The sequence below is a fragment of the Corynebacterium ammoniagenes DSM 20306 genome (assembly GCF_001941425.1).
GTDB classification, from domain to species: domain Bacteria; phylum Actinomycetota; class Actinomycetes; order Mycobacteriales; family Mycobacteriaceae; genus Corynebacterium; species Corynebacterium ammoniagenes.
In genome coordinates, this window is record NZ_CP009244.1 from 703121 (window position 1) to 719687 (window position 16567).

12 protein-coding genes and 1 riboswitch are annotated in these 16567 nt (G+C 54.6%); of the genes, 5 read left to right on the plus strand and 7 right to left on the minus strand.

The window, feature by feature from the left end; all coding sequences use genetic code 11:
* Nucleotides 1-1269, minus strand: coding sequence for an aminotransferase-like domain-containing protein (locus tag CAMM_RS03400; protein WP_003849572.1), 1269 nt, complete (start codon nt 1267-1269; stop codon nt 1-3).
* 455 nt (nt 1270-1724) lie between these two features.
* Between CAMM_RS03400 and CAMM_RS03405 the strand changes: the two genes are divergently transcribed.
* Entirely contained in the window at nt 1725-3584 is a 1860-nt protein-coding gene (locus CAMM_RS03405) for a BCCT family transporter (RefSeq protein ID WP_003849570.1), read from the plus strand.
* A gap of 84 nt (nt 3585-3668) precedes the next feature.
* Here the strand turns inward: CAMM_RS03405 and CAMM_RS03410 are convergent, their stop codons facing one another.
* The 3 genes from CAMM_RS03410 to CAMM_RS03420 all read right to left on the minus strand — a co-directional run bounded on the left by CAMM_RS03410 (nt 3669) and on the right by CAMM_RS03420 (nt 7482).
* Nucleotides 3669-4742 carry a maleylacetate reductase gene (locus CAMM_RS03410; RefSeq protein WP_003849569.1) on the minus strand — a complete coding sequence of 358 codons (1074 nt, stop codon included), beginning with the start codon at nt 4740-4742 and terminating at the stop codon, nt 3669-3671.
* A gap of 135 nt (nt 4743-4877) precedes the next feature.
* Nucleotides 4878-5426 carry an OsmC family protein gene (locus CAMM_RS03415; protein WP_040356356.1) on the minus strand — a complete coding sequence of 183 codons (549 nt, stop codon included), beginning with the start codon at nt 5424-5426 and terminating at the stop codon, nt 4878-4880.
* A gap of 58 nt (nt 5427-5484) precedes the next feature.
* Nucleotides 5485-7482, minus strand: a complete 1998-nt coding sequence (locus CAMM_RS03420) for an FAD/NAD(P)-binding protein (RefSeq protein ID WP_040356470.1) — start codon at nt 7480-7482, stop codon at nt 5485-5487.
* Between the two features lie 368 nt (nt 7483-7850).
* A riboswitch (TPP riboswitch) is annotated at nt 7851-7961 on the plus strand.
* Between CAMM_RS03420 and thiC the strand changes: the two genes are divergently transcribed.
* Nucleotides 7958-9772: a phosphomethylpyrimidine synthase ThiC gene (thiC, locus tag CAMM_RS03425; RefSeq protein WP_040356353.1), complete on the plus strand. Its 1815-nt coding sequence runs from the start codon at nt 7958-7960 to the stop codon at nt 9770-9772. (Overlaps the previous riboswitch by 4 nt.)
* 165 nt (nt 9773-9937) lie before the next feature.
* On the plus strand, nt 9938-10696 hold the full coding sequence (locus CAMM_RS03430; RefSeq protein ID WP_003849561.1) for a sulfite exporter TauE/SafE family protein: 759 nt from the start codon (nt 9938-9940) through the stop codon (nt 10694-10696).
* On the opposite strand, the gene CAMM_RS03435 is transcribed toward CAMM_RS03430, so the two are convergent.
* Together CAMM_RS03435 and CAMM_RS03440 are read right to left on the minus strand one after the other, a co-directional pair.
* Nucleotides 10680-11537 (minus strand): EamA family transporter, encoded by an 858-nt coding sequence (locus tag CAMM_RS03435; protein WP_003849560.1) that lies wholly within the window; start codon nt 11535-11537, stop codon nt 10680-10682. The genes CAMM_RS03430 and CAMM_RS03435 overlap by 17 nt on opposite strands.
* 42 nt (nt 11538-11579) lie before the next feature.
* The gene (locus tag CAMM_RS03440; protein WP_003849558.1) at nt 11580-12581 is read right to left on the minus strand and encodes an Ldh family oxidoreductase; all 1002 of its coding nucleotides are present in this window, start codon (nt 12579-12581) and stop codon (nt 11580-11582) included.
* Nucleotides 12582-12814: 233 nt separating this feature from the next.
* On the opposite strand from CAMM_RS03440, the gene CAMM_RS03445 reads away from it, so the two are divergent.
* Complete coding sequence (locus tag CAMM_RS03445) at nt 12815-14296, plus strand: aminobutyraldehyde dehydrogenase (protein WP_003849557.1); 1482 nt, start codon at nt 12815-12817, stop codon at nt 14294-14296.
* An 86-nt stretch (nt 14297-14382) separates the two neighbouring features.
* On the opposite strand, the gene CAMM_RS03450 is transcribed toward CAMM_RS03445, so the two are convergent.
* Complete coding sequence (locus CAMM_RS03450) at nt 14383-15144, minus strand: GntR family transcriptional regulator (protein ID WP_003849554.1); 762 nt, start codon at nt 15142-15144, stop codon at nt 14383-14385.
* 464 nt (nt 15145-15608) lie between these two features.
* Between CAMM_RS03450 and iolC the strand changes: the two genes are divergently transcribed.
* Nucleotides 15609-16565 (plus strand): 5-dehydro-2-deoxygluconokinase, encoded by a 957-nt coding sequence (gene iolC, locus CAMM_RS03455; protein WP_003849551.1) that lies wholly within the window; start codon nt 15609-15611, stop codon nt 16563-16565.
* Nucleotides 16566-16567: the final 2 nt, after the last annotated feature.

Here is a 16567-nt window from a genome sequence, read left to right on the forward strand (position 1 = left end):
CTACTCGGTACCACCGTGTTCGGTGCCTTCTATCGCGCGCGTGAGGATGGCACCTAACCGGCGGGCGCCTTCGCGCAACCGGAGCTCATCGACCTGCGAATAAGCCAGGCGCAGGGCATTGCGTCCTCGACCATCGAGGAAGAACGCGGTGCCCGGGATATATAACACGCCTTCGGCCATTGCCTCATCCAGTAAATCGGATGAGGCATTAATATTTTCTGGCAGGTCTATCCACAGGAAGAATCCGCCCTCCGGTGTGCGCCACGTGCAGCCTGCGGGCAAAAACTCGCGCAAGGCGGCATCGAGAGCTTCTGCCCGGCGCTTGTACATGGTCACATTTGCTGCCACGACTGACTGCCAGTCCACCTCGCGCAGGTAGGCCGCCGCAATGGACTGGCTCAGCGGCGACGAGCACAGCGTTGATGCCTCAGCTGCTGGCACTAAGCTCGCGTGCACCTCAGCTGGGGCATCTGCCCAACCAATGCGAATACCGGGGGAGAAGGTCTTTGAGACCGAACCCAGGTAGATGACATTGTCGGGGTCGATGGTGCGCAGCGCAGGCGGGGCCTCAACACCCGGGGCATCCTCGCGGAAATCGATCAGCCCGTAGGGGTTGTCTTCAATGATGACAATGCGGTGCGCCCGGCACAGCGCGGCGACTTCCTTCCGGCGCTGCTTCGACATCACTACGCCGGAGGGATTAGCGAAGTTGGGAACCACGTAGAGAAGCTTGATATCTGATTGGGCTTCATCCGCGCGTTCTACCGCAGCTTCGATAGCAGCGATGGTGATTCCTTCTTCATCGCCTTCTAGTTGGTCCACGTGCGCTTCCATGCCGGCGAAGACATTGAGCGCACCAGAATAGGATGGTGCGGCGGCTAAGACTGTGTCCCCGGGGTTTAAAAAGAGCTTGGCCACAAGGTCCAAAGACATCTGTGAGCCCGCGGTGACGATGATGTTCTCAGGGTCGGTGTCAATGCCCTCTAAAGCCATGATTTTTTGGATTTCTGCCACCAATTCTGGCTGTCCCACGGTGGTTCCATACTGAAACGCCGATAAGCCGTCATTGGCCACCACGTCGTTGGTAATGCGTGTTAGCTCATCCCACGGCAGGTGTGAAAGCTCCGGGTTGCCACCGGCCAAAGAGATAACATCCGGATTCATTTCCAACTCAAAGACAGCACGGATGGGGGAGGGGGCAAAGTATTTCGCGCGCGATGCAAAACGTTCGTTGAGCCGAGGCGAGTAGGTGTGATCCAATGAAGACATCAGCGGTATTCCTTTTCTAGTTCCATCAACGCCGAGGGTGTGGCGATCGATAAAGCCGGCGTTATGTTTTAACGCCCAGTGCCTTCGATGTTAACGAATCCGCAGTGGCGACAAGCAGGGCTTTTAAAAGGATGAATATAATCCATTTGAGGGAAATGCATATTTTTTGGCGAATATGAGATCTTAAGGCAAACTACACCCACTGAGCGGTTGCTAACCTTCCGAATTTACTACCGTTGACCTGGTAATTTGCTGCCATCGGTGGGGTGACATGCGGGTTTGCGGACGGTGCAAATACCCAACGCAAGCTATTTTCTGCAGAAGCTAGGTACCCTCATATTCGGTGACTCCAGTTACATTGTGGGACGGTTTGGGCTAACGTGGCTCGTGTTCTAATCCCTAAATAGGAAGTAATCAACGTGACTACCCCTCAACCCCAATCGAATAGTGATTCGGTGGCTAAGCCATTGGAGTCGGAGGAGAAGACAGAGAAAAAGAACTTTCTGGGTTTAAAGTCTGACCCATTTATTTTCCTGGTTTCTGCTGGATTTATCGTCGCCTTCGTGACCTTAACTCTCGCCTTCGGTGAGAAAGCTCGAAATGTATACGGTGCTATATCCAACTGGCTGTTGGAAAACCTCGGTTGGATGTACGTCGGCGGATACTCGCTCATGTTCGTCTTCCTCATTGCTATCTTCGTTTCCAAGTACGGAAACCTGCGCCTAGGTGATGACGATGAAAAACCGGCATACTCTGTACCGGTCTGGTTCGCCATGCTCTTTGCCGCAGGCCTCGGCGCAACCTTGATGTTCTGGGGTGCTGCTGAACCGCTGCACCACAGCTTTAACCCGCCACGCGGTGATTTCCTGCCCATGAGCCAGGAAGCTATCGACCAGGCCTTTGAATTCACCTACTACCACTTTGCTGCGCACATGTGGGTGCCATTCGTGCTCCCAGGCTTGGCCTTGGGCTACTTCATCTATAAGCGCAAGATGCCAGCTCGTTTGTCCTCTGCATTCTCGCCGCTACTCGGTGGCCGGATTTATCAGTGGCCGGGCAAGCTTATCGATGCCCTGTCGATCATCGGTACCGTCTTCGGCCTCGCCGTATCCGTCGGCCTAGGCGTACTGCAGATTAACGCCGGCATGAACATCATGTGGGATGTTCCGTTGGTCTCCGGTGTGGAATTGGCCATTATTTTGGTCATCACCGTCGCAGCTTCCATCTCCGTGGCCTCTGGCCTGGACCGCGGCATTAAGATTTTGTCCAATATCAACATCGCCGCAGCGATCGTCTTGATGGTCTTTGTGTTGCTGATGGGCCCCACCCTGACGCTGCTGCGTCACACCGTGGAATCCTTTGGTAACTACGGCGCGGCACTGCCAGAAATGATGTTCTGGACCGACTCCTTTGCAGAAAACCCAGGCTGGCAGGGCACCTGGACCGTGTTCTACTGGGCATGGACCATTTGCTGGTCACCATTCGTTGGGATGTTCATCGCACGTATTTCGCGCGGACGTACCGTGCGTGAGTTCATCGGTGGCGTTCTGGCACTGCCAACAGTCTTCGTGCTGATCTGGTTCTCCATTTTCGGCCGCGCTGCCATTGAGATGGAACTGTCGGACCCAGGTGTTCTTACCGGACCAGTTGTCGAAGACGGCGATACGCCAGTCGCACTGTTCGCGCTGTTAGAGCAGTACCCGCTTTACGCCATCTCTGGTGCGCTTGCAGTCTTTGTCATCGTGATCTTCTTTGTCACCTCCATTGACTCCGCAGCGCTGGTGATGGACTCCTTTGCCACGGGCGAGGAAAATAAGTCACCTGTCTACTACCGCATCGGTTGGGCAGTAGCCGTTGGCGCAGTGACCGCAGCACTGCTGTTCATTAATGACACAGGCATTGAAGCCATCCAAGAAGTTGTCATTATCGTCGCTCTACCGTTCTTCCTCATGATGTTCTGCCTGATGTACTCACTACTTAAGGGCATGGGCGATGACTATGCCGCACAACGCCGCATTGCTACCCGTCAGTGGGAGAAGACCGATAGTCCAGAGAAGCTCGAAGAGCACGAGTCTCGACCTGCTCCAGGCTATGACGCCGATGGCAATGAGTTGGGCGTGCCAGAATTTGCCTACGACGAAGAAGGCCGATTCCATATCCCTGGCCACGTTGTAGTTGACGGCGATGTCTACCTTGGCGGCGACGTCGATAACGACTACGAGCCGGAAAATCCGCCGGAAGTACCGCGCCCGAATAAAGTGAAATTTGTTGAAGTCACCGATCCTGAAGAATCTGACAAGGATGACAAAAGCTAGGTAACCACAAGAATTCTGCTCTAAACGCAACAGAGGGCGTCTTACTTATCAAGAAGTAAGACGCACTCTATTTATATGTCAGCTCTACCAGTCCAGGGCAGCAGGATTGTCACCATGCAGCGCAGCGGTGAGCAGAGCTGTCATATTCGCTGCGGTGACATCGCGGGGATTATTGGCAGGTACCTTTTCTAAGATGACCTCGACTGCCTCCGGAATACCTTCGGAGGCAAATCCGTAATCGCTAAGCTTTTGAGGAGCATCAACCTGCTTGCGCAGGTTTTGGAGGCCTTCAAGAGCATTCTCTGCGCCGAAGGCCGCAGCCATGCGTGCTTCAGCGTCAGGGGCCTTAGGAGCATTAAACGCTAAGACATACGGCAACACCGTCGCGTGGGTTTGCGCGTGCGGGAGATCAAAGGTGCCGCCCAGTACGTGGCAAATCTTGTGGTGCAGCCCGGAGCCTGCTGAGGCAAAAGCTACCGCTGATAAATACGCGCCATAGAGCGCTTCATCCCGGCCAGTAATATCTCGGGGGTCCTCGGCAATCTTGGGCAATCCCGTATTGAGCGCGCGGATTCCTTCACCGGCCAGCGCCGCGTTAATGGGATCTGCCTGCGGAGCCCACAGCGAATCGACGCAGTGCGCCAAGGCGTTTAGCCCGGAAGCAACTGACATCGCCACGGGCAGCGACAACATCAGCTCGGAGTCATAGATGACTGTCTTCGGCAACACCTTATCGTCGATGCCCGTGGTTTTGCGCTTGTCCTCAGTAAGCCCCCACACGTTTGTAGCTTCCGAACCGGAGTAAGTGGTGGGGATGGCAATGATGGGGATGCCAGAGGCTAAAGCGATAGCTTTCGCCAACCCAGTCGCGGAGCCGCCGCCGACGCTCACGAGTAGGTCAATATTGTTATCCGCAGCCACCTGACGCGCCTTGTCCGCAGTCTCCTTAGGAACATGCATCACCACATCGGTGTGCCATGTGTGGACATTAATGTGGGCTGCTATTTTTTCAGCGTTTCTCACACCCGATTTACTCGAGATCATCATGATGCGCTGGGCACCCAAGCGCTCAACTTCTGCCGCGAGATTGTGCGCTGCTTGCCCTGCGCCGAATTTAACGCGTTGGCCTAAGGTGATGTGATCAAAACTTAATGCCATGAGGTGGCCCTTTCATCAGTCGCTTCGTAACTATCGACTGTAGCTGTGCTCGGCACCGCACGGCATGAAAAGCTCCCCTGCTGGTTGCTGATTTCTCAGCGCAACCAATCGGGGAGCGATTCTTAAAAAGCGGTACTAGACCAGCTTGTGGGTCAGCTTTGCTGGACGGGTGTAGGTGTTAACTACTGGGGACCATTCGATTGCGTCATCAACAATCTTTTGCAGAGTCTCGCGGTCTGCGTCGCCGTCGACGTCCACGTTGACCTGAACATCAGAAACGCCAGGGCGCTTGTCATCGCCTAGGTCGCCAACGCCCCAGACAGGAGAAACGTCGATCTTGGACTCGATATCGATGTCGATCTTGGTCAAGGTAACCCCGCGGTGGGTAGCGATAGCCTGAATGCCGACGGAGATACAAGCAGCAAGACCAGCCTGAGCGATCTCAGTTGGGTTTGGTGCAGAGTCATCACCCAGCAGTGCTGGTGGCTCAGCAACGAGAACTGGCTCCAAGTCGCGGATTTGGGTGTAGTTGCGGAAGTGACCATCAGCCTCGGTGTGAGTCTTGATGACCTTATTGCCGCCCTCAGGGTTGTCGATATTCTTCTGGCGCAGGGATGCCAGCTTGTCCTTATCGATGGCCTCGAGTGGTTCGCCAGCCTTGTGATTTGGGGTTAGATCAGACATGTACATTCTCCTTCTTTATTGGAATGATTCCCAGGCTACTCGTCATGAATGTAAATTGCTAGACTGCTTGGTTCATTTTATTCATACTAAGCGTTATATTAAACGCGCTGGTCGCGGCTTTGTCAGCTTCCTGGATAAACCACGAGTCGGTGCCCGGCAGCGGCGGGGAAATCGTGGTGTCGGGGTATTGCGCGTGCGCGGGGATTCCCACCATGTGCAAGCGTGGATCCTCCTGCCCTTCGGCGTCGAGGACGCGGCGCGATTGTGGATGCTGGGCAACAGACGCGGTCGGCAGCTCTGTACCGTCTTCCCACACATCGGTAAACGGCACGACACGTTCTTTGTCCACGAGGTCCTTCATCAAAGGATCTAATGGCGTCTTGCGAATATCCGGCTTGTGCACCCAGGCATCGAATAGCGTGGTGCCGCGATAGCGTACGCCGCCGGAGGACGGCGAACTCATGGTCCACTCGCCGGTATTGCGATCAGTATCGAGCAGGGGATAGCCACCTATGAATTTCACGACGCCTGCGTCAACTAATGCCATGAGCTGGCGCGTGCGGAAAATCGGAGGCCCAGAGCACGCCAGTTGTGCAAGGGCAATGGCCTTGTCGAACATGTGGTGGCGCGATTCGACCGTGTAGCGACCTTCGGCGCCGAGCACCTGGGTGGGCTTGCGGGAAAACCCGAGTGACCACAGTGCTGCGCGAACTGGACTGTCTTGGCCGGCTTCTGCGTCTTTGAGGTCTTCTTCCAGACGCTGCATCAAATACGCAGTGAGCTCTTCGGAGCTATCAAAGTTAGCAGGAAGCAAGTGCATCCAGCGCAACAGCGAAAAACGCTTCGTGGTGTATTGGGAGATGACATCATCCATGGCGCTGACACCATTGAAGACGACGCTGGCATCGACCTCCGCATCATCGATAGCCTGCACGACGGTATCAAGATCTGCCTTTAATGCGTCCGGCTCGACTCGCGCCAACGTCTTGACATAGGCGTGGTAGGCATCGCGAAGCACTGCGGGCCAGACCTCCACGTCGTAGTCGATGCTGCGGCGGCCTTCCCGATCGGAGAGCTCGGCCACGACCTTTTTGAGACGTGGAATCTCTGCTGCCGGTGGCAAACCGCCATCATCGGCTTGCGGCATGAAAGGATAACCGCGACGGGAGCTGGCAAAGTACGTTGGCTCTTTACCAGTGGCGATATAGCGCAGGCCGCCCGCGGCGTTGGAATCTTCCACGAATTGGCCGCCGCGTTCTTCGGTGGTCAAAATCAAAATATCGAAAAAGCCCATGCCTAGACCGCGCGACAGTACCTTTTCATTGTCCTTGATGGAGGAAACGTCCTGCTCAATAGGATTATTCGCGCGAATCCAATTAAGATCTGGGTGATCTTCTAAGGTCTGTGCAATCCACTTTTCCTGCTCAGCAAGACCCTGCTTTTGCCAGCCGGTAACAGCAATGGTGGCGGAGGCTTGGACGCTTTCGCCATTGTTTAATGCAATGACATCAAAGTCACCGTGGTCTTCAATCGACACTGCTCGTGCCTTGTGGCTGTGCACGCGCACCCACTCAGGGATGTCCTGCAGGACCGAGTTATAAAACCAGACGAGGTAATAGCCATAGAGCGCGCGCAGGGGATAAGACTCGGGCCGGATCTGCTCTAATTCTTCGGTGCTAAAGCGTTCCCAGAGGGCATCGTCAAGCGGATGCTTGTCGACGTATGCCCGCTTTTCCGCGGATACTTCTTCATTATGACCTAAGTGCAGGCGTACCCATTCATAAATCGTGGGACCTTCCACGACCGGCGCATCAACCGTGGAGCCCGGCTCGGAAAAGAGCGTCATGCCATGGGCGAAGGTATTCATGCACAGTGCTTTGGTTTGGGAAGTATTCCAAATGCGGCCGCTGCCGTGTTGAGCCTCATCGATTAAATGAAGGTGGAACTCCTGAGGAGGATTTTCCACGGCGTTGAGGTGGGCGACGAGGCGCTCCAGTGTTGAGACACCGCGCGGGCCGAGTCCGATTATCGCAATCGAAGGCGAAGTAGTTGGCATAGTATATTTCATCCCTAAAATTCTTAGACCATGAAGTCTGTTGATTTCTATTCAAGACTATACCAACCTGTCTATTAAAAGTAGTAAGAGTGGTTCAGGGTGTGAATGGTCCTTGAATCTAATTGCCTCGGAAGCGAGCTGTACTTACTGCGCGAATGATCAGTTAGCGCGTATTTGTAGATTCTTCGATAGGGAGAATAAAAATCAGCATCTGCAGAAAATTTGAATTTAATTGCTTAAAATTCAAGCTTCAGTTCATCGGCTGATTGGGTAGCTAAGGTGCTAGTTTGCCCTGAGCTTCAGGGCTCGAAGGGCGCCGTCGTACCTGAGGAAGCTATTGCCGTGGATGTTGGTCGGTGGTAGAAAAGGAATGTCCATGCGGGTGCTCCTTTGAGGAGCTGAGATCGGGCTAATGGAGTCCGAGACCGTTGAACCTGATCCGGTTAATACCGGCGTAGGAAAGTAGGAGACTTCAATGTCTGATCCAAAAATCAGTGGCACAGGTGTGTCTAAATCACTTAACGGTGCACACAGCTCAGGAAAAACCGAGCAGCATTCTTCCCACCACATCGGATGGATAAGTGACACTCACCATGGAATTCGTGTTCCAGTAACGGAAATCCACCAAAGTGATTCACCTGATGGAACCCCCAATGAGCCCTTGCAGGTCTATCGGACAATGGGACCAGGCAGTGTGCCAGAGGAAGGTTTGGAACCGTGGCGGGCGAAGTGGATTGCCGCACGCGGAGACACAGAAACCTACCAATCGCGTGGCGTGCGTCTGGAAGATGACGGTCCCACTGCCGTGCGACGCGGGGCGTCATCCCAGCAGTGGAAGGGCCGCACCCCAGTGCCAATTCGGGCGCGTGCCGGACGCACCGTGACGCAGATGCATTATGCACGGCAGGGAATCATCACACCTGAGATGCGTTACGTTGCCCTGCGTGAGAACTGCGATGTGGAGATGGTTCGACGCGAAGTCGCGCAAGGAACCGCCATAATTCCTGCGAATATCAATCATCCGGAGTCAGAGCCGATGATCATTGGGAAAAACTTCCTGGTGAAAGTCAATGCCAACATCGGAAACTCTGCGGTGACCAGTTCAATCGACGAGGAAGTCTCGAAGTTGGAGTGGGCAGCAAAGTGGGGCGCGGACACCTTGATGGACCTTTCCACCGGCAATGACATTCACACCACTCGTGAGTGGATTATGCGAAACGCGCCGATTCCAATCGGTACTGTGCCCATCTACCAGGCGCTGGAGAAAGTCAACGGCGACGCTAATGCTCTCACGTGGGAGATTTATCGGGATACAGTCATTGAGCAGTGTGAACAAGGCGTTGACTACATGACGGTACATGCCGGGGTGCTGCTGCGGTACGTGCCGTTGACGGCAGATAGAGTCACCGGGATTGTCTCTCGCGGCGGATCGATTATGGCCGGGTGGTGCTTGGCTCATCATCAAGAGAACTTTCTTTACACACATTTCGATGAGCTGTGTGAGATTTTCGCCGCCTATGACGTTGCTTTTTCGCTTGGCGATGGCCTCCGCCCCGGTTCAATCGCTGATGCTAATGATGCAGCACAATTCGCCGAACTAGACACCCTAGCTGAGCTGACCGAACGGGCTTGGGAATATGACGTGCAGGTCATGGTTGAAGGACCTGGCCACATCCCATTTCATAAGGTTCGTGAAAATGTCGAACGCCAACAAGAACTGTGCAAGGGTGCACCGTTTTATACCCTGGGACCATTGGTAACTGATATTGCTCCGGGCTATGACCACATCACCTCCGCCATTGGTGCGACGGAAATCGCCCGCTATGGCACAGCGATGCTGTGCTACGTCACGCCGAAAGAACACCTCGGCCTTCCCAACCGGGATGATGTTAAAACTGGTGTCATTACGTATAAGATTGCTGCACACGCGGCAGATATTGCGAAGAATCATCCCGGCGCAACCGCGCGCGATGATGCGCTGTCGAAGGCGAGGTTTGAGTTCCGCTGGAATGACCAGTTTGCTCTGGGCCTAGATCCCGTCACCGCGCAGGAATTTCACGATGAAACCTTGCCGGCAGAGCCCGCCAAGACGGCGCATTTCTGCTCAATGTGCGGGCCGAAGTTCTGCTCGATGAGAATATCGCAAGATATCCGCGATACCTATGGAAGCGCTGAAGCTCAGGCCGCCATCGCGGGCATGCAACAAAAGAGCCAAGAATTCCTCGCGGCAGGCGGGCAGGTGTATCTACCGGATCCGCTGGTGAAAAGCACCGGCGAGCGAACTAATTAGCACAACAACTATTGCGCGTTTCCACAATGCTTCAATGCGGATCCCGAGCCAGCCTGAGGTTTTGGAAACGGCCTCGGAAACGCTCCCGGGAACGGTGCCTGGATATGTAGCTGCATAGATATCGCGCTACCTTTTCAGCACAGCTAGTACCTCTGTATAGAGTGGTTGCTTGTGTTAACCATCGCCATCATCATCCTTGCAGCCGTCCTCATTGGTGCTTTCTTCCAGCGCATCACCGGAATGGGGGTCGGCCTGTTGGGCGGACCGGTTCTGTCCATCTTCTTGGGGCCGGTGCAAGGTGTCACCATGGTCAATGGCTTGTCCATTATCAATGCTGTTAACAATGCGTGGGCGGTGCGCAAGCGGACTGACTGGAAACGCTTTCGCATTATTTCGGCGGCGTTGATTCTGGGTTCGCTTCCCGCAGTGGCGGTGATTCATTTCCTTGATGGGCCAGTGCTTCTCATCGGCATTGGTGTATTTGTGCTGCTGGGCTTGGGAATCTCATTGTTCCCAGCGGAGAAGTTTAAGATTCCAGTGGAGGCCAAAGGCCCGCTCGTTGCTTTCGGTATGGCTGCTGGTTTCATGTCCACCATCGCTGGTATCGCGGGACCCTCACTGACAATCTATGCTCGATTGACTAACTGGGACTACCGCGAATTTGTGGCGACACTCCACCCGGTTCTGGTTGTAGCGAACACGGTGTCTTTCGTGCTCAAACTGGTCCTGCTGGGCGGCGTCGATTTCGGCGGTGCACCACTGTGGTTGTGGATTGTTGCCATCGCAATGCTGTTCGTCGGTGCTTGGCTTGGCGATAAAGTCAATGCCAAAGTCTCCACCCCTATGGCGCGGCAGCTGGCAACATTCCTGGCGGCTGCCGGCGCAATTGCGGTTTTAGTCCGCGGCATCACACAGTTAGTGTAGGCTCCAGCGTCTTGCGCGAGCGCCAGATTCCGTCGAATCCGAGAATCGCGAGCGCAAACCCTCGAAGTGAATACACCAGCGCATCGCTCATATCCAGGGACTCACCAAGCAAGAGTGCAGCAACAAAGAGCAAGATTGGCTCGCCATAGCTCAGTAACCCGAAGATGGGCATGCTCAGCAACACCGATGCGGCAAGATACAGTGCCATTGCCACGGCACCGGCAAGGCCTGCACAAATGACCATGATCATCATGTCCCTATCCAGGACATCTGGGATGGTAAACAGTAGGGCAATGGCAATGGGACTCAGCTCAATTGTTTCAGCGCCGTAGCAAAAGAAGCTATTAAAACCGGAGTAGCTACGCAGCGCAAAATACAATGCGTAGCCGACAGCGATGGCGAAAGTTACCCAAGACATTTGCGCGCTGATTATAAACTTTATTGCTACCGCGACAATCGCAATGCCGACGGCAATCCACTGCAAGCGGCTAACAATGCTGGAGAAGAAGAACCGTCCCACCACCACGAGGAAGATTGGCAGCAGCAAATACCCCAAGGAAGCGTCCAACGCATGGCCTTTGGGCGCCCAGGCGAAAAGCCATAGCTGCAATGCAATGAGCGCCACCAAAATCACAAAGTAGAAGACGTATAACGGGCCTTTTCGCAGTACTTCCCAAAAGGCCTTGAACGCCCGCCGGCCAGCGGGAAAGCTCAGCAGGAGTGCATAACAGCCAGCGGTGAGAAGTATCCGCCAGGCAACAAGAGTCGAAGCTTGAGCTTCGATGGCTCCGGAGACAAAAAAGATTGCTCCGAAAAGCACCGACGCCAGTACCGAAGTCACTACGCCAGTACCGAAGTCACTACGCCAGCCGAGGTCGTGCGATTAGTGGCCACCCATCACTCCTTGCTCTGGTACCAATTCGGTGTCCTGAGTACTAAAAAGCAGCCGATCATAAAGCGGCTCATCAACGTCGACATGGTCCTTGAATTCGCGCTGACGCCCTGGAATATAAACGCCGTGCTCGCGCTCAAGCACCTGGACATGGGAGTCGATGCGCTCAAGGTAATTCTCACCAAAGAATGCCGGATTCATCGCGATGATGAACACGCCAATGGAGGGGCTTTGCCCGCCTTTATCGAAGGACGGGGACTCCAAAGACCACAATCCGCCGGCAAGGCCCGCAAGGGATTCCACCATGATTCCGATATTGGCGAGCTTGTGCCCGGCTGGAAGCAGCACACCTTCGAGTGCTTCTACCGCATCAGTCGTTGCTTGACCGTCAATATTGAGCGCCCAGCCGTGGGGTAGAGGAGTGTTGTTCTTGGCAGCTTCTCGGATGGTCACAAACGCCGATGGGGTGATGGATTGGTCAATGACCAGGGGAGAGCCCCTAAGCGGAACCGCAAAAGAAAGGGGATTGGTGCCCAGTACTTTCTGCTGAGATTTACCAATTGATACCAGCGCCGAGGAATTTGCCGCGGCCAATCCCACAAGCCCGCGTGATGCCAGATCAGCGGTGTAATAACCCAGCTCACCTGCCGTAAAGGCATGAGAGATAGCCATGACTCCAATGCCGTATCGAGTCGCGGCCGTGGAAAGACGACCGACTGCTTGGTGGAATGCAACATGGGGAATATTGCGATGGGCATCAACACGTGTGACTGCGCCGTTGGTGGAAACACTCGGCTCAGCTCTTCCGTTGATAGCTCCGGTGCTGAGCCCGTGGAGGTAGTCAAAGAAGTGCGTCAATCCGACAGAAGATTTTCCTTGAGGTTCAGCGCGGGCAATTGCTTGGGCAAGCAGGGCGGCGGTCGATGCATCAGCGCCAGCTTGTTGGGCGGCATGGCGGCATAAAGCTTCGAGCTTGTCGATGCTAATTTGCACGTCAGTACCTCATTTCAGTAGGGAATCGAAAGGAAGCGAAGGGAATTTAAAGCGACCAAACAATCAATAATGTGATGTGGGATCACAAAAGTACATGGAAGCGACATGGCGCACAAGCCATACGGGCTGAATAAACCCCTTGTGTGATGTGTGATCACAGTTTATGGTGTTGTGGACAACAAGAATTCCGGTGTGGTTACCCACATCATGTCCACTAAAAGGCAAGGAGAACCATGTCTAGTACACGTGTTGACGTAGCCCCTTTGGTTGCCGAGCAAGAATTCCCACCCGTAAAGCACTTCATCAATGGAGAATTCGTTGAGTCCGTTGGAGAGTCCTTCTCCGAGGTAGTAAACCCAGCGAATGGCGAAGTGATCGCCCGCGTGCCGCGCGGAAGCGTGGCGGATGTTGACGTAGCTGTTGACGCAGCGCACGAAGCCTTTGCTACGTGGGGAGCGGTAACGCCGAAGGAGCGCTCCGAAGCCATGCTGGCGATCGCGCAAATCGTGGAAGAAAATGCCGACCTGTTGGCACGGTTGGAAGCACACAACGCCGGAAAGCCGCTAGAAGTAGCGCGTGATGATGTCGACGGTACCGTGGATATTTTCCGCTTTTCTGCGGGAGCGGCACGCTCTTTCACGGAGGCCGGCGCGGGCGACTTCGTGGAAGACCACACCTCGTTCATCGTGCGAGAACCGCTGGGAGTCATCGGCGCTATCGTGCCGTGGAACTACCCGCTGCTCATGGGTGCGTGGAAGATTGCACCAATTCTCGCCGCGGGCAACACATTGGTTCTCAAGCCTGCGGAGCAAACGCCGTTGTCCGTACTCAAACTTGCTGAGCTGATCGCGGGTGTCCTGCCACGCGGTGTATTCAATGTGGTCACAGGCCTGGGCCGAGAAGTTGGCGAGGCACTCTCGCACCATGAAAAAATTGCCATGGTGGCGATGACCGGCAGTGTCGGCAGTGGGCGTGCGGTCGCCTCAGCTGCGAGTGATTCGCTGAAGCGAGTGCACCTGGAACTTGGTGGCAAAGCACCAGTTGTTGTCTTTAAGGATGCCGATCTTGACGCGGTTGCAGAAGGCATTCGCGAGGCAGGGTTCTGGAACTCGGGCCAGGAGTGTGGCGCTGGTACCCGCATCTTGGTGGACAAGGAAGTAGAAACTGAACTGGTGGAAAAGCTGGTAGCGCAGATTGAAACGTTGCGCGTGGGCGACCCTTCCGAAGGTGACCACATCGAGCAAGGTCCGCTGGTATCCAAGCAACATTTCGAGCGAGTCCAGGGATTCTTGGAGCGAGCACAGCAAGAGGGTGCAGTGGCAGTACTCGGTGGCAAGGCCGCCGACCGCGAGGGCTTCTTTATCGAGCCGACCGTGCTGACCAACGTTCTGCCAGGCACCGAAGCCGCACAGGAAGAAATCTTTGGCCCGGTCATTACGGTGGAAACCTTCGAATCTGAAGACGAAGCCATCCGGCGTGCCAATGAAACTCCGTATGGTTTGAGCGCTTCCGTATGGACCACGGATGCAGCGCGATCCATCGACGTGCCCCGCAAGATTGACGCGGGAACCGTGTGGGTCAATTCCCACTTGGTGCTGGCTAATGAAGTGCCGTGGGGCGGCTTCAAGGGCTCTGGCTATGGACGGGATCTCTCGATCTACGCTCTGCAGGATTACTCGCGCACCAAGCATATTCAGATAAACCACGGTCGTTAAGCGTGGTGTAAAGCGAAACATAATATGAAAGGCGTGGCATCGGATCAATAATCCGATGCCACGCCTTTTCGTGTGCTGAGAGTGACTTAGCGTGCAACCAGTGTGGTTTCGAAGTTATGCATATCAGGCCGGTAGCAATGATTTCCTAGTTCTATTACTTGCCCGGAGTTATCCAAGGCCACGCGCTCAACTGTCAGCAAGGGTGCGCCGTCATCAACGCTGAGCAAGTGGCTTTCATCGCCCACGGCGCGCCGGGCACCGATTTTCTGGTTCGCGATCTTGAGGTTCACACCGCGCTCACGCAAGGCATCATAGAGCCCGCCCTCTTCGAGTTCTTCCTGGCTAATATCGCTAAACGCAGGAGGAATGTAGTTTTCTAAGACAGCAACGGGGGTATCCCCAGTGGAGCGCACACGGCGTATGTACAGAACCTCGTCACCAACGGGAATGCCGAGTTTTTCTGCGATGGAAGAGTTAGCTGCTAAAAGCCGATGCTCTAGTACCTGGGTTTGGGGATCCAGCTTGGCGTCTTTTAAGTCGTTATAAAAAGAAGTCAGCTCCACGGGACGGGTGACATGACTTTGTACGACCTGAGTGCCCACCCCGCGTCGGCGAACTAATAAGCCTTTATCAACGACTTCCTGAATCGCGCGTCGAACGGTGGGGCGGGAAACGCTCAGTCGTTTTGCTAAGGAGATCTCATTTTCTAGGCGCGCACCCGGGGGCAATGCGCCATCACGAATCCCGTCTTCTAAGCGTTGGGCCACCTGGAAATACAGGGGGATGGGACCGTTGCGGTCTAAGTCTTTAAAAAGATCGGCCGGCCAAACCGGGGCGCTGGATGTCATGAGGATTCCTTCACTACTCGTCTATCAATCCTTAGGCGATACGTTAGGACAATTGAACAATATTACTCAATGTGGGGTTTGTCCAGTGCGTTTCGATGGAAAGAACGGACAAGATTCGCTTCTTAGCTACTGTATCTTGCGGTTATATAGGTTTGACCTTATCACTCGGGGCTAATTTCGTGCAGTTTTTCGCCAGAGATTGTGAGATTGGGTGGGTGACAAGAGGGATTTGTCAGTCAATTCCGGGTGGCGCTCGCCGTGGGAAAATGCGCTTTAAATTCTTCGGCTCAGATTACGAAAGTTAGAAAATCGGCGCTGAACTGGCTGTTTATTGCCAAGTGTGTAAATTTGCCTCGTATTTTTAAAAACCTCTTGCCGTGACATTCAAATGTGCTATTGTCAGGACATGCGGCCGTGAGGGTCGCCACAATAAATCTAATTTGAGTGAGAGGTTGCACGGTCTAATGGCGAATTTGACTAGCGCTCATGAAGTTCTGTCCATCGGCAGACTAGGCGTGGATATCTACCCACATCAGTCCGGTGTTGGACTCGAAGACGTTTCAACTTTTGGTAAATACTTGGGCGGCTCGGCAGCGAATGTTTCCGTGGCGGCCGCACGGCACGGGCGCAATTCCGCTCTGCTATCCCGCGTGGGCAATGACCCACTGGGTAAATACCTCCTCCGTAAACTGGACCGCCTAGGAGTGGATAATCAGTATGTCGGTACTGACCCCACCTATAAGACTCCGTTGACGTTGTGTGAAATTTTTCCACCGGATGATTTCCCACTGTACTTTTACCGCGAGCCAAAAGCGCCGGATATGTGCATTGAATCTTCGGACGTCAACCTCGATGATGTCCGCGAGGCCGACATCTTGTGGTTTACACTCACCGGTCTCAGCGAAGAGCCCAGCCGCGGTGCACACCGGGAAATCCTCAATACCCGTGCACGGCGCAGCCACACGATTGTGGACTTGGATTACCGCGACATGTTCTGGAATACCAAACAAGAGGCCACCGAGCAGGCACAGTGGGCGTTGGATCACGCAACCGTTGCCGTGGGTAATAAAGAAGAGTGCGAAGTCGCAGTCGGTGAAACAGACCCAGTACGCGCTGGTAAGGCGCTGTTGGACCGGGGCGTGAAGCTGGCCATCGTCAAGCAAGGCCCCAAAGGCGTGCTTGGTATGACCGAAGATGAAACCGTCGAAGTCCCAGCCATCTGGGTCGATGTAGTCAATGGCTTAGGTGCCGGCGATGCGTTTGGCGGTGCCTTATGCCACGGCCTGTTATCTGGATGGCCGCTGGAGCAAATCCTGCGCTTTGCTAATGCCGCCGGGTCCGTTGTCTCCGGCCGCTTGGAATGCAGCACCGCCATGCCAACCACCGAAGAAGTTGATGCGGCCTTAGCCCAGAAAGTCTAATT

Excerpts from the sequence above, each read along its gene's own strand:
- CAMM_RS03400 (WP_003849572.1), bottom strand. The coding sequence starts at position 1,269 with ATGTCTTCATTGGATCACACCTACTCGCCTCGGCTCAACGAACGTTTT.
- CAMM_RS03410 (WP_003849569.1), bottom strand. The coding sequence starts at position 4,742 with ATGGCATTAAGTTTTGATCACATCACCTTAGGCCAACGCGTTAAATTC.
- CAMM_RS03415 (WP_040356356.1), bottom strand. The coding sequence starts at position 5,426 with ATGTCTGATCTAACCCCAAATCACAAGGCTGGCGAACCACTCGAGGCC.
- CAMM_RS03420 (WP_040356470.1), bottom strand. The coding sequence starts at position 7,482 with ATGCCAACTACTTCGCCTTCGATTGCGATAATCGGACTCGGCCCGCGC.
- thiC (WP_040356353.1), top strand. The coding sequence starts at position 7,958 with ATGTCTGATCCAAAAATCAGTGGCACAGGTGTGTCTAAATCACTTAAC.
- CAMM_RS03445 (WP_003849557.1), top strand. The coding sequence starts at position 12,815 with ATGTCTAGTACACGTGTTGACGTAGCCCCTTTGGTTGCCGAGCAAGAA.
- CAMM_RS03450 (WP_003849554.1), bottom strand. The coding sequence starts at position 15,144 with ATGACATCCAGCGCCCCGGTTTGGCCGGCCGATCTTTTTAAAGACTTA.
- iolC (WP_003849551.1), top strand. The coding sequence starts at position 15,609 with ATGGCGAATTTGACTAGCGCTCATGAAGTTCTGTCCATCGGCAGACTA.